12 protein-coding genes are annotated in these 12,268 nt (G+C 63.0%); 7 read left to right on the forward strand and 5 right to left on the reverse strand.

Annotation, left to right across the window (positions count from 1 at the left end; genetic code table 11):
• The first annotated feature begins 55 nt into the window (after positions 1-55).
• From fmdA to AC3WKX_RS33225, 6 genes are read left to right on the forward strand one after another with little or no spacing between them, the layout of a single operon-like run.
• A complete protein-coding gene (fmdA, locus tag AC3WKX_RS33200; protein ID WP_003218608.1) occupies positions 56-1,285 on the forward strand; it encodes a formamidase in 1,230 nt (409 codons plus the stop codon).
• Between the two features lie 2 nt (positions 1,286-1,287).
• The gene (locus AC3WKX_RS33205) at positions 1,288-1,635 is read left to right on the forward strand and encodes an FmdB family zinc ribbon protein (RefSeq protein ID WP_008432727.1); all 348 of its coding nucleotides are present in this window, start codon (positions 1,288-1,290) and stop codon (positions 1,633-1,635) included.
• A gap of 15 nt (positions 1,636-1,650) precedes the next feature.
• On the forward strand, positions 1,651-2,694 hold the full coding sequence (locus tag AC3WKX_RS33210; RefSeq protein ID WP_003218599.1) for an aliphatic amidase: 1,044 nt from the start codon (positions 1,651-1,653) through the stop codon (positions 2,692-2,694).
• Between the two features lie 3 nt (positions 2,695-2,697).
• Positions 2,698-3,654, forward strand: a complete 957-nt coding sequence (locus tag AC3WKX_RS33215) for an AAA family ATPase (protein ID WP_102606510.1) — start codon at positions 2,698-2,700, stop codon at positions 3,652-3,654.
• Positions 3,655-3,704: 50 nt separating this feature from the next.
• A complete protein-coding gene (locus tag AC3WKX_RS33220; protein ID WP_102606511.1) occupies positions 3,705-4,268 on the forward strand; it encodes a DUF2239 family protein in 564 nt (187 codons plus the stop codon).
• Positions 4,269-4,290: 22 nt separating this feature from the next.
• Positions 4,291-5,646 (forward strand): MATE family efflux transporter, encoded by a 1,356-nt coding sequence (locus AC3WKX_RS33225; RefSeq protein WP_102606512.1) that lies wholly within the window; start codon positions 4,291-4,293, stop codon positions 5,644-5,646.
• 639 nt (positions 5,647-6,285) lie between these two features.
• Here the strand turns inward: AC3WKX_RS33225 and AC3WKX_RS33230 are convergent.
• On the reverse strand, positions 6,286-7,095 hold the full coding sequence (locus AC3WKX_RS33230) for an AraC family transcriptional regulator (RefSeq protein ID WP_102606508.1): 810 nt from the start codon (positions 7,093-7,095) through the stop codon (positions 6,286-6,288).
• A 115-nt stretch (positions 7,096-7,210) separates the two neighbouring features.
• On the opposite strand from AC3WKX_RS33230, the gene AC3WKX_RS33235 reads away from it, so the two are divergent.
• On the forward strand, positions 7,211-8,095 hold the full coding sequence (locus AC3WKX_RS33235; protein ID WP_087693085.1) for an EamA family transporter: 885 nt from the start codon (positions 7,211-7,213) through the stop codon (positions 8,093-8,095).
• Here AC3WKX_RS33235 and AC3WKX_RS33240 read toward each other — a convergent pair.
• The 4 genes from AC3WKX_RS33240 to AC3WKX_RS33255 form a co-directional block, all read right to left on the reverse strand.
• A complete protein-coding gene (locus tag AC3WKX_RS33240; RefSeq protein ID WP_236260826.1) occupies positions 8,073-8,633 on the reverse strand; it encodes a GNAT family N-acetyltransferase in 561 nt (186 codons plus the stop codon). The genes AC3WKX_RS33235 and AC3WKX_RS33240 overlap by 23 nt on opposite strands.
• A gap of 60 nt (positions 8,634-8,693) precedes the next feature.
• Entirely contained in the window at positions 8,694-9,182 is a 489-nt protein-coding gene (locus AC3WKX_RS33245) for an Lrp/AsnC family transcriptional regulator (RefSeq protein ID WP_003219468.1), read from the reverse strand.
• 139 nt (positions 9,183-9,321) lie between these two features.
• Positions 9,322-10,707, reverse strand: coding sequence for an aspartate aminotransferase family protein (locus AC3WKX_RS33250; RefSeq protein WP_003219469.1), 1,386 nt, complete (start codon positions 10,705-10,707; stop codon positions 9,322-9,324).
• Positions 10,704-12,191, reverse strand: a complete 1,488-nt coding sequence (locus AC3WKX_RS33255; protein ID WP_003219471.1) for an NAD-dependent succinate-semialdehyde dehydrogenase — start codon at positions 12,189-12,191, stop codon at positions 10,704-10,706. Before AC3WKX_RS33255 ends, AC3WKX_RS33250 begins: the two co-directional genes overlap by 4 nt.
• Positions 12,192-12,268 lie beyond the last annotated feature (77 nt).

The raw sequence follows: 12,268 nt of genomic DNA on the forward strand, positions 1-12,268 counted from the left end.
CCCCATCCCCGTGAGACTGCTCCCGACAGCCAACCCACCCTCCGGGAGCACCTCGATGACCGACACCCTGATCAAAGTCGACCTCAACCAACCCGTCACCGAAAACGAACAGATCCACAACCGTTGGCACCCGGACATCCCGATGGCTTGCTGGGTCAAACCCGGCGATGACTTCATCCTCGAAACCTACGACTGGACCGCCGGCGCCATCAAGAACAACGACGACGCCAGCGACGTGCGCGACGTCGACCTCTCCACCGTACATTACCTCTCCGGCCCGGTGGGCGTACACGGCGCCGAACCCGGCGACTTGCTGGTGGTCGACCTGCTCGACATCGGCGCCAAGGCCGACTCCCAGTGGGGCTTCAACGGGTTCTTCTCGCGCCAGAACGGCGGCGGCTTTCTCACCGATCACTTCCCCAGCGCGCAAAAAGCCATCTGGGATTTCAAGGGCATGTTCACCAGCTCCCGGCACATCCCGGGCGTCAATTTTGCGGGCCTGATCCACCCCGGCCTGATCGGCTGCCTGCCCGACCCGGTGATGCTCGCCGACTGGAATCGTCGCGAGCAGGAGCTGATCGACACCAACCCAACCCGCGTCCCACCCCTGGCCAACGCCCCGCTGGCCGCCACCGCGCACATGGGCAAACTCAAGGGCTCGGCCCGTGATGATGCCGCCGCCACCGGTGCCCGCACCGTGCCGCCCCGTGAGCATGGCGGCAACTGCGATATCAAGGATTTGTCCCGCGGCTCGAAGATCTATTTCCCGGTGTACGTCAACGGCGCCGGCCTGTCGGTGGGCGACTTGCACTTCAGCCAGGGCGACGGCGAAATCACCTTTTGCGGCGCCATCGAAATGGCCGGCTGGGTGCACATGAAGGTCGAGCTGATCAAGGGCGGCATGGCCAAATACGGGATCAAGAACCCGGTGTTCAAGCCAAGCCCGATCACCCCGAACTACAAGAACTACCTGATCTTCGAAGGCATCTCCGTCGACGAACAGGGCCAGCAGCATTACCTGGACGTCAATGTCGCTTACCGCCAGGCCTGCCTGAATGCGATCAACTACCTGACCAAGTTCGGCTACTCACCGGCCCAGGGTTATGCGTTGCTCGGCTCGGCGCCGGTGCAGGGGCATATCAGCGGCGTGGTGGACATCCCCAACGCCTGCGCGACGTTGTGGCTGCCGACTGAAATCTTCGAGTTCGACATCAACCCCAATGCCAGCGGCCCGACCCAATTCCTCGACGGCAGCATCGACCTGCCCATCGCTCCGGACCTGTAGCCATGCCGACCTACGAATATGCCTGTGAGTCCTGCGGCACCTTCACGATGCTGCGGCCCATGGCCCAGCGTCACGAACCCAGCCAATGCCCGTATTGCGACGGCCCGGGCGGGCAGTTGCTGCTGTCGGCGCCGGCGCTGACCACGCTGTCGGCCAATCAGCGCAAGGCCATAGCCGGTAACGAGCGCAGCGCCCATGCGCCGCAAACCGTCGGCGAATATCAGGCAGCGCGCAAGCACCCGGCGGGCTGCAGTTGCTGTGGCACCAGCAAGCCGGTGGTGCCGAGCAAGGCCAACCCGCTGGGGCTCAAGACCAGGACCGGGCCACGGCCCTGGATGATCAGTCACTGACCGAGGAGATTTGCAATGCGCCATGGCGACATTTCCAGCAGCCCGGACACGGTCGGCGTTGCTGTCGTGAACTACAAGATGCCGCGCCTGCACAGCAAGGCCGAGGTCATCGATAACGCGAAGAAGATTGCCGAGATTATTGTCGGCATGAAGCAGGGTTTGCCCGGCATGGACCTGGTGGTGTTCCCCGAATACAGCACCATGGGGATCATGTACGACCACGACGAGATGATGGCGACCGCTGCGAGTATTCCCGGCGAGGAGACGGCGATTTTCTCCGCGGCCTGTCGCCAGGCCAATACCTGGGGCGTGTTTTCCCTGACCGGTGAACGCCACGAGGAGCACCCGCACAAGGCGCCGTACAACACGCTGGTGCTGATCAATAACCTCGGCGAGATCGTCCAGCGTTACCGCAAATGCATTCCGTGGTGCCCGATCGAGGGCTGGTACCCGGGCGATCGCACCTACGTGTGCGACGGGCCCAAGGGCATGAAGGTCAGCCTGATCATCTGCGACGACGGCAACTACCCGGAGATCTGGCGTGACTGTGCGATGAAAGGCGCCGAGCTGATCGTGCGCTGCCAGGGCTATATGTACCCGGCCAAGGAGCAGCAGGTGCAGATGTCCAAGAGCATGGCCTGGGCTAATAACTGCTACGTGGCGGTGGCGAATGCGGCGGGGTTCGACGGGGTGTATTCGTACTTCGGGCACTCGGCGATCATCGGCTTCGATGGCCGTACCCTGGGCGAGTGCGGCGAGGAAGAGATGGGCATTCAGTACGCCCAGCTGTCGGTGTCGCAGATCCGCGATGCGCGGGCCAACGACCAGTCGCAGAACCATCTGTTCAAGTTGCTGCACCGTGGCTACACCGGCATGCATGCCTCGGGCGATGGGGACAAGGGCGTGGCGGATTGCCCATTCGAGTTCTATCGCACCTGGGTGCTGGACGCGCAAAAGGCCCAAGAGAATGTCGAGGCCTTCACCCGCAGCACCGTCGGTGTCGCCGAATGCCCGGTGGGGCAGTTGCCCCATGGCGGTAAAGAAAAAACGGCGGGTTGAGGCATGCGGTTTACTTTTGAACCGGCCCAGGTCATGGCCTTGCTGCGCAGCCGTATCGTTGGCCAGGACGCAGCCCTGGCCCAAATGGAAGGGTTGCTCAAGGTGGTCAAGGCCGATATCGGTGAGCGTGAGCGGCCGTTGAGCGTCAACCTGTTCATGGGGCCTACCGGGGTCGGCAAGACGGAAATCGTCCGGCTGCTGGCCCAGGCGTTGCACGGGCGTGCCGACGGGTTCTGCCGTATCGACATGCACACCCTGGCCCAGGAGCATTATGCCGCCGCACTCACCGGTGCACCGCCGGGTTATGTCGGCAGCAAGGAGGGCATCAGCCTGTTCAACAGCGAACTGATCCAGGGTAGCTACAGCCGCCCTGGTATCGTGCTGTTCGACGAGTTGGAGAAAGCCAGCCAGGAGGTGGTGCGCAGCCTGCTGGGCATCCTTGAAAACGGCCAGCTGACGCTGGCGGGCGGCACTCGTACGCTGGACTTTCGCAACAGCCTGATCTTCATGACCAGCAATATCGGCGCCCAGCAGGCGCGTCGGCACCGGCAACGCTTTGCCCCGTTGCGCTGGTGGGGGCGCGGTGAAGCGGGGGTGTTGGAGGACGCCTTGCACCGCCACTTCGAGCCGGAATTTCTCAATCGCATCGACCGTATCCTGATGTTCGAGCCCATCGACCATCAGTGGCTTGAGGCGCTGCTCAAGGTGGAACTCGGCAAACTCAATCAACGCCTGGCGGCGCAGCACCGATCATTGGTGCTTGATGAATCGGCACGTGCCTGGCTGTGCCGCGACCATGACGTACGGTTCGGCGCCCGCGCCTTGGGCCGCCGATTGCGGGTGGAGCTGGAGCCGGCGATTGCCGAATGCGTATTGCGCGACCCGGGGGTGGGCCTCATGGGCGCGACTGTCGACAGTGATCGTTTGGTGGTTTCGCAACAAGCGGCTTGCATCCAATAAATTTCAGACTAATATAACCCGGGTAAAACAAAATAATCCGGGTAAAAGTCATGAGCGCATCACAGTGCACCGCCTTCCTTGGCCACCAACGCGTGGCTGCCGGCTCTTATGCCGACGTCGCCAAAAACCTGAAAAGCCTCGACCTGGCGACGGGCAGCTTGCTGGTGTTTGATGACGCCAGCGGTGTTCAAGTCGACTATCCCTGGCCCGCCGGTTACGCACCGCAGCAACCGACCCTCGCGGTGACGCAGGCCGACGTGCCGGCGTCACCTACTGTAGGCCGTCCGAAGCTGGGGGTGGTCGCCCGTGAAGTGACCTTGCTGCCGAGGCACTGGGAGTGGCTGGGACAACAACGCGGCGGCGCCTCGGCGGCCTTGCGCCGGTTGGTGGACGAAGCGCGCAACGCCCATGCCGAGCACGATGAGCGGCGCCAGGCGAAGGAGTCCAGCTATCGTTTCATGAGCGCCATCGGCGGCGACCTGCCAGGTTTTGAAGAAGCCTCGCGGGCGTTGTTTGCCCAGGACGGCGCGGAATTTTCCAACAGGATCGCGCACTGGCCGGTGGATGTGAAGTTGTACCTGGCCTGGTTGTCACGCAACGCTTTCCCTGCCTAATTGCATTGAGATCCGAACCTTCATGGAAGTCACCCAGCAACGACCGTTGTGGCAGATCTACCTGATCTTTCTGGCACCCATGGTGCTGTCCAATTTCCTCCAGAGCTTTTCCGGCACGCTGAACGGGATCTATGTCGGGCAGATGCTCGGCACCCAGGCGTTGGCGGCGGTGTCGGGGATGTTCCCCATCGTGTTTTTCTTTATCGCCCTGGTGATCGGCCTGGGGGCGGGCGCTTCGGTGCTGATCGGCCAGGCGTGGGGCGCGCAGGAAACCTCGATGGTCAAGTCGATCACCGGCGCCACCCTGACCCTCGGCGCCCTGATCGGGGTGATCGCGGCGGTGCTGGGCAGCGTGTTTGCGCGCCCGGCAATGCAGGCCCTGGGCACACCGGTGGATGTGCTGGATGACGCGGTGGGTTATGCGCAGATGATGATGCTGATCATGCCGCTGTTGCTGGTGTTCATCCTGTTCACCCAACTGCTGCGGGGCGTGAGTGACACGGTGTCGCCCTTATTGGCGCTGATGGTGTCGACCACCGTGGGCCTGGTGCTGACCCCTGCGCTGATCAAGGGCTGGCTGGGCCTGCCGCCGATGGGTATCCAGAGCGCGGTGGTGGCGGGGTTGGTGGGTAATGCCCTGGCGATGACGTTCCTGGTGCTGCGCCTGCGCCATAAAAACCACGTGATGGCGCCGGATCGCCAGTTGATGGCGGCGCTGCGGCTGGATCGGATGATCCTGGGCAAGGTCCTGCGTATCGGGTTGCCCACTGGGTTGCAGATGGTGGTGCTGTCGTTGTCGGAGCTGGTGATTCTGGCGCTGGTCAACAGCCATGGTTCCCAGGCGACGGCGGCGTATGGGGCGGTGACGCAGATCGTCAACTATGTGCAGTTTCCGGCGTTGTCGATTGCGATCACGGCGTCGATTCTGGGGGCGCAGGCGATCGGGGCGGGGCGCCTGGAGCGGATCGGGCCGATCCTGCGTACGGGGATTTTGATCAACCTGTGCCTGACGGGTGGGTTGATAGTGCTGGGGTATGTGTTGTCGCACTGGCTGTTGGGGTTGTTCATTACCGACGTGGATGCGCGGGTCAAGGCCGAGCACCTGCTGCATATCATGCTCTGGAGCATCCTGGTGTTCGGTTTCCAGGCCGTGGTGGGCGGGATCATGCGGGCCAGCGGGGTGGTGCTGGTGCCGGTGGGGATCTCGATCGTTTGCGTGTTGGGGGTGGAGTTGCCGGTGGCGTATCTGCTGAATGCGCGGTTTGGGCTGGAAGGGGTGTGGATGGCGTTTCCGGTGACGTATCTGGCGATGTTGGGGTTGCAGACGGCTTATTACCGGCTGGTTTGGCGGCATAAGCAGATCAAGCGGTTGGTGTGAGGTTTTTTTGGGGGGCGTGTACATATCCGTTATTTAGGTAACGGCCGCCTATGGTTTCGCTCTTACAGCGAGTCACTTTGCAAAAGCGTGTACGGACCGGACAAAAAGCGGCAGAGTAACCAAAGCGCTCTGCCCCGCCTGTCGGCACCTCGCCTAGGCTCGGTGTTCCCTCACTCCGGCATTACTCCGCGGGCCGCCGCGACGGGCCATCCATGGCCCGGCGCGGCTAAACCGGCGCCCTGCCGGTTTACCCGCTCCGCAATACCTGCGTTCGGCCTCGGGCTTATTGGGGCAGTCAGATCAAGATCAAAAGCAAGAGCACGGCGGCCTGAGAGCCGACCTGAGTGTTGAATGCCAGATCAAAAGCCAGAGCTGCTCTTCTGTAGGAGCTGGCTTGCCGGCGATGCTGACAACTCGGTGCATCAGGTACACCCAGTTGATGCCATCGCAGCGATGCGGCGACCCGACAAGCCAGCTCCCACATTTGAACCGTGCCCGCTTTAGCTTTTGATCTTAGGCACACCGCGCCTAGGCGAGGTGCCGAGTGGTGGGGCAGGAGCGTTTTGCTTGCTTTTGACTGGGCCGGCATTCCGGCTGTTCAAAAGTGAGCCGCTGTAAGAGCGGAATCCTAGGTGGTCGTTACCTAAATAACGGATATGTACCGCGACCCACCCCCCGCAACTCCCTGGTGAAATAACGGCTCGGTACCTCACCCAACACACGCTTGAAAACCGTGGCAAACGCACTCGGGCTGCTATACCCCAGATCCAGCGCCACCCTGGTCACCGGTTCCCCATTGCCCAGCCGCACAATCGCCGCCAGCAAACAGGCTTGCTGGCGCCATTGCAGGTAACTGATCCCCGTGGCCTGGCGGAACTGGCGGGTAAAAGTCCGGCGGCTCATACCCGCGCCGAGGGCCATGGCATCAATGCCGATTTCCAACGAAGGCCCGGCCAGGAACTCTTCGCAGGCCTTCGCCAATCGAGGCTCGGCCGGCAACGGCGCACACAGCGGCAGCACCGGCATCCGGGCGATCTCGTGCAGCAGCAAGCCCATCAAATAGCTGTCGCGGCCACCCATCGCGTAACGCGCAGGTACCTCGACGGCCTTCTCCAGCAACTGCCCAAGCAGCGGCGACACATCCAGCACCTGGCACTGTTGCGGCAACTCCAGCCGCCGCGCCGCCTGCGGGCGAATGTAGGTGTTGAGCATCGTCACCGGCCCGCGCATCAGCATGGCGTGGGACACATGCGGCGGCACCCAGATCGCGCGGCAGGGCGGCACCACCCAGTTACCGGTGGCGCTGTAGACGGTAATGACACCCTGGCTGGCATAGGCCAACTGGCCTCGCGGGTGCGCGTGGGCGGGGAACAGCTCGCCGTCGGCATAGTCGATGGCGGTCACGACCACGTCGCGCGGGGTGTTTTCGTAGGGATGAATATCGGGCATGGCCTGATTCTAGCCTTTGTTGACCCACAATCGCAGGCGGGCCATCGCGGTTTACGAAAAAATCTGTCGGATGCACGGCCTCCTGTCGTGCCACCGAGTCAATGGACCCGTCACGATGAAGCAAAAACACCTGTTACTGGCCGTCCTGGTGACGGCTGTGTGGGGACTCAATTTCCCCATTACCAAACTCGGCCTGGCCGAGATCAACCCGCTGTTGCTGACGGCCCTGCGGTTCACCCTGGCGGCGTTGCCCTGGGTGTTTCTGGTGCGCCGGCCCCAGGTCGCGGTGAAGTGGCTGGCGGCCTATGGCTTGATATTCGGGGTGGCGATGTGGGCCTTGATCAACCTCGGGATCGCCATGGGCGTGCCGCCCGGCAGCGCGTCGTTGCTGATCCAGTTCAGCGCATTTTTCACCATGGGCTGGGGCGTGCTGCTGTTTCGTGAAAGCCTGTCCGTGCCGCAATTGATCAGCGTGGCGCTGGCGGCCATGGGCCTGGTGGGCATGCTGTTGAGTGTGCAGGGCGCGGCCACGCTGCTGGGGTTTGCCTTGGTGCTGTTCAGCGCGTTGGCCTGGAGCATCGGCAATATCATCATCAAGGTCTCCGGGGTGCGGGAGATCTTTGCCTTCGTAGTCTGGGCCAGCCTGTTTGCGCCGTTGCCGCTGGTGCTGTTGACGTGGCTGCTGGATGGCTCGCAAGCCTTTATCGCTTTGCCTGCTCAACTGAACGGCGTGGCGTTGTTCTCGCTGGCGTTCCAGGTGTATGGCGCGACGCACTTTTGTTACTGGGGCTGGAACCTGCTGTTGCGCGAGTACCCGGTTTCCCGGGTGGCGCCCCTGTCACTGCTGATCCCGGTGTTCGGCATCGTCAGCTCAATGCTGATCCTGGGTGAGCGCCCCGGGGTTTCGCAGTGGCAGGCCATGGGCTTGATCCTCTTGGCCCTGATCGTCGGCCTGAAGAAGGGGCGCCCGTTGTGGGTCAGGCAGGACGGTCACGCTTGAGCAGGCCATACAGCGCGCTGTCCGAGATCTCGTCGCCGACCACCCAGCGCTCGCGCAGCAAGCCTTCGCGGACGAAACCCAGGCGCTCAAGCAGCTTCGCGGAGCCCAGGTTGCGTGGGTCAATGTCGGCTTCAAGGCGGCGCAGCCCGGCGGTGTTGAACCCATGGTCGATCACGGCGCGGGCGGCTTCGCTCATGTAGCCCTTGCCCCAATGCTGGCGGCCCAGGGTAAAGCCGATTTCAGCGCGGCGGCATTGCTCGTCGACATTGAACAGGTCGCAACTGCCGATCACCTCGCCGGTGGCCAGCAACTCCACCATGCACACCAGGTCTTCACCGGCAATCGATGCCTCCATCAGTTGGCCGAAGCGTTCAACGGCTTGCTCGGCGCGGGTCATGGTGGGAAAGGAAAAGTAGCGCATGGCCTCGGGGTCGGACCAAATGGCAAACAGCGCGCGCCAGTCATCCTGATGGGGAGGGCGCAGGCCCAGGCGTTCGGTGGTGAGAAGTACGGGGGCGAAAAAGGGCAGGGTCATCATGTGCTCGTCCGTGAAGATCACGGGCGCAATCCTGCCGGGATTACGGGCGTTATACAAGCATCAGGAACAGGCCGTATCGTCCAGCGCCTGGGCCGGCAGCGCGCCGGTGGTCTTGATGGTTTTGGTGACGATATAGGTGAAGTAGCGCTCGATGGCCAGGTCTTCCATCAGCAGTTGATCGATGAAACGCTGGTACTGGTCGATGTCGGCTGCGCGGATCATTGCGATGTAGTCCACGCCGCCGCCGGTGGCGTAGCAGAACTCCACGTCGGGGGCGTCGCTCATGCGTTGTTCGAAGCGGCGCATGTCCTGGGCGGTGTGCCGGGCGAGGGTGATTTCCACCAGCAGTTGCTGACTCTTGAACACCTGATTCCAGTCGATCACCGCGCGGTAGCCCTTGACCAGGCCGGCACTTTCCAGCTTGCGCACGCGCTCCCAGGCGGGCGTTACCGAAAGGTTGATGGCCTCGGCCAGGCTCGATTTGGTGATGCGCCCGTCCTCGGAGAGGATACGCAGGATTTTCAGGTCGTAGCGGTCAAGCTTGTGCATCGGCAACGAACTCCAAAGGCGCACGGACCCTGTAGGAGCGAGCTTGCTCGCGATGAGCCTGAGGACGACGCGTTAATTCAGGATTAGCACGTTATCGTTCACGACCATCGCGAGCAAGCTTGCTCCTAAGGGAAACTCATCAGCCCAACACTTCCCCGGCCACCTGGTCGATCGCGCCTTTGGTGATGTCGACGATCAGGTCTGCCTCCGCCCTGGTCAAAATCAGCGGCGGCGCAAAGCCGAGGATGTCGCCGTGTGGCATGGCCCGGGCGATCATCCCGCGTTCCAGGCAGGCCGCCGAGACTTTGGGGCCGACCTTGAGCGCAGGATCAAACGGCGTGCGTTGCTCACGGTCGGCCATGAATTCCACGGCGGCGAGCAGGCCGTCGCCGCGTACTTCGCCCACCAGCGGGTGACCTTCGAGGGTTTCCCGCAGGCGACGGTTCAGGTACCCACCGACTTCGTCGGCGTTCGCCGTGAGGTTCTCCCGTTCCAGGATATCCAGGTTTGCCAGCGCCGCCGCGGCGCAGATCGGGTGCCCGGAGTAGGTCCAGCCGTGGCCCATGGCGCCTTCGTGGGTCGAGGCCTTTTCAATCACGTCCCACACCTTCTCACCGATGATCACCGCTGACAGCGGGGCATAGGCGCTGGTCAGCCCCTTGGCCGTGGTGATCAGGTCCGGGCGCATGCCGTAGCGCTGGCTGCCCATTTTCGAGCCCAGCCGGCCGAACGCGCAGACCACTTCGTCAGCGATCAACAACACATCGTACTTGTTCAGTACCGCCTGGATCGCCGCCCAGTAACCGGCCGGGGGCACCACGATGCCACCGGTGCCCATCACCGGTTCGCCAATGAACGCCGCGACCGTGTCCGGGCCTTCGGCGAGGATCATTTTTTCCAGCTCATCGGCGCAGTAACGCACGAAAGCAGCCTCGTCCATGCCCGCCGGTGCCTTGCGGTACCAGTGCGGGCAAATGGTGTGCTGGATGCCTTTTTCCGGCAGGTCGAAATGCTGATGGAAGGCGGCGAGGCCCGTGAGGCTGCCGGTCATGATGCCTGAGCCGTGATAGCCGCGATCGCGGGAGATGATTTTCTTCTTCTGCGGACGGCCCAGTACGTTGTTGTAGTAACGCACCAGCTTGATCTGGGTTTCGTTGGCGTCTGAGCCGGACAGGCCGTAGTAGACCTTTTTCATGCCTTCGGGCGCCCAGTCCATGATGCGGCTCGACAGCTCGATGATTGCCTCGGTCGAGTGACCGACATAGGTGTGGTAGTAGGCCAGCTCCTTGGCTTGCTTGTAGATGGCGTCGGCAACTTCGGTGCGGCCATAGCCGATGTTCACACAGTACAGGCCGGCAAACGCATCGATGAATTCGCGGCCTTCCTGGTCGCGAATGCGGATGCCCGAGGCGCTCTTGATGATGCGGCCCTTGAGTGCGCCGCTGGCGTGATCATGGGCGTGGGTGGACGGGTGCATGAAGTGCGCGCGGTCTTGTTCGAACAGGCTGTTGAATGCTTGGCTCATGGTTGCTCTCCTTGGAATTGGCCTTGGTGATGCAGGCAAAAGTATTTGGTTTCGACAAAGGCTTCGAAGCCCTCGGCGGCGCCTTCACGGCCCAGGCCCGAGGCTTTCATGCCGCCGAAGGGAATCGGGTGACCGGTGAATTTCACCCCGTTGACCGCGATCATGGCGTGGTCGAGGCGGCGGATCAGCGGGTAGATCAGGTCCAGGCGGTTGGAACAAATGTAGGCGGCCAGGCCGTACTCGGTGTCGTTGGCCATTTCGATGGCCTGGTCAATCGAGTCGAACGGCAGCACCCCGGCAATCGGCGCGAAGTTTTCTTCGCGGTAGATGCGCATTTGTGGGGTCACGTCGGCGAGTACCGTTGGCTGGTAAAACAGCCCGCCCAGGGCGTGGCCTTCGCAGCCCACCAGGCGTTGCGCGCCCAGCTCCAGGGCGTCGGCCACGCGTTCGGCGGTGACGTCGAAGGCGGCCTGGTGCATCAACGGGCCGATGTCGACGCTTTGCTCTTGCCCGTCGACCAATGCCGGGCCGACCCGCAACTCACGCACGGCGGCAGCGAAGCGGCTGAGGAATTCGGCGTAGATCGAACGGTCGACCATGATCCGGTTGGCCGCGCAGCAGTCCTGGCCGGAGGTCTGGAACTTGGCCTCGACCGCGACTCTCACTGCCAGCTCAAGGTTGGCGTCGGCGCAGACAATAAATGGCGCATTGCCGCCCAGTTCCAGCGAGACCTTCTTCACGTCCTGGGCCGCCGCCTGCAGTACCAGCTTGCCGACCCGGGTCGAGCCGGTGAAGCTTACCGAGCGCACGCGGGTGTCCTGCACCAGGGTTTGCATGGCCATCTGTGGCTCGCCCAGCACCACGTTGAACACGCCCGGCGGGAAGCCGGCTTCTTCGGCCAGTTGCGCGAGGGCCAACGCCGAGTAGGGCGTTTCATGGGCCGGCTTGACCACCACCGTGCACCCGGCGGCGAGGGCGGCGGCGGCCTTGCGGGTGATCATGGCCGAGGGGAAGTTCCATGGGGTCAGCAGGGCGCAGACGCCTACGGGTTCCTTGACTGTGCCCAGGTGTGCACCGGGGATATGGCTGGGGATATTCTGGCCGTACAGGCGGCGGGCTTCTTCGGCGAACCACGGGATGAAGCTTGCGGCATAGGCGATTTCGCCGCGGGCTTCGGCCAGCGGTTTGCCTTGTTCCTGGCTGAGGATGCGGGCGAGGTCCTCCTGGTGTTCGAGGATCAGTGCCGCCCAGCGCCGCAGGATCGTGGCGCGGGCATCGAGGTTCTGTTCACGCCAGGCGGAAAACGCGCGGTGGGCGGCGTCGATTGCGGCGACAATTTGCGGTTTTTCCAGCATCGGCACGTGGCCGATCAACTGTTGGTTCGCCGGGTCATGTACGGCGATGGTGCTGGCACTGGCGCTGTGGACCCAATGGCCGTCGACGTAGCACAGGGCTTTGAACAGCAGCGGGTGTTTGTAGGTCATCGGGGTCACTCCGGATGGGCTGAGTGGGTGCAATGCTAGGGCAGGGGCAGGCGCGGGATTGGTGGTTTGGTGGGGGT

It is taken from the genome of Pseudomonas sp. GP01-A4 (genome assembly GCF_058780865.1).

Bases quoted from the DNA above. Each gene is read 5' to 3' on its own strand.
- fmdA (WP_003218608.1), top strand. From the start codon at position 56: ATGACCGACACCCTGATCAAAGTCGACCTCAACCAACCCGTCACCGAA.
- AC3WKX_RS33205 (WP_008432727.1), top strand. From the start codon at position 1,288: ATGCCGACCTACGAATATGCCTGTGAGTCCTGCGGCACCTTCACGATG.
- AC3WKX_RS33210 (WP_003218599.1), top strand. From the start codon at position 1,651: ATGCGCCATGGCGACATTTCCAGCAGCCCGGACACGGTCGGCGTTGCT.
- AC3WKX_RS33215 (WP_102606510.1), top strand. From the start codon at position 2,698: ATGCGGTTTACTTTTGAACCGGCCCAGGTCATGGCCTTGCTGCGCAGC.
- AC3WKX_RS33220 (WP_102606511.1), top strand. From the start codon at position 3,705: ATGAGCGCATCACAGTGCACCGCCTTCCTTGGCCACCAACGCGTGGCT.
- AC3WKX_RS33225 (WP_102606512.1), top strand. From the start codon at position 4,291: ATGGAAGTCACCCAGCAACGACCGTTGTGGCAGATCTACCTGATCTTT.
- AC3WKX_RS33230 (WP_102606508.1), bottom strand. From the start codon at position 7,095: ATGCCCGATATTCATCCCTACGAAAACACCCCGCGCGACGTGGTCGTG.
- AC3WKX_RS33235 (WP_087693085.1), top strand. From the start codon at position 7,211: ATGAAGCAAAAACACCTGTTACTGGCCGTCCTGGTGACGGCTGTGTGG.
- AC3WKX_RS33240 (WP_236260826.1), bottom strand. From the start codon at position 8,633: ATGATGACCCTGCCCTTTTTCGCCCCCGTACTTCTCACCACCGAACGC.
- AC3WKX_RS33245 (WP_003219468.1), bottom strand. From the start codon at position 9,182: ATGCACAAGCTTGACCGCTACGACCTGAAAATCCTGCGTATCCTCTCC.
- AC3WKX_RS33250 (WP_003219469.1), bottom strand. From the start codon at position 10,707: ATGAGCCAAGCATTCAACAGCCTGTTCGAACAAGACCGCGCGCACTTC.
- AC3WKX_RS33255 (WP_003219471.1), bottom strand. From the start codon at position 12,191: ATGACCTACAAACACCCGCTGCTGTTCAAAGCCCTGTGCTACGTCGAC.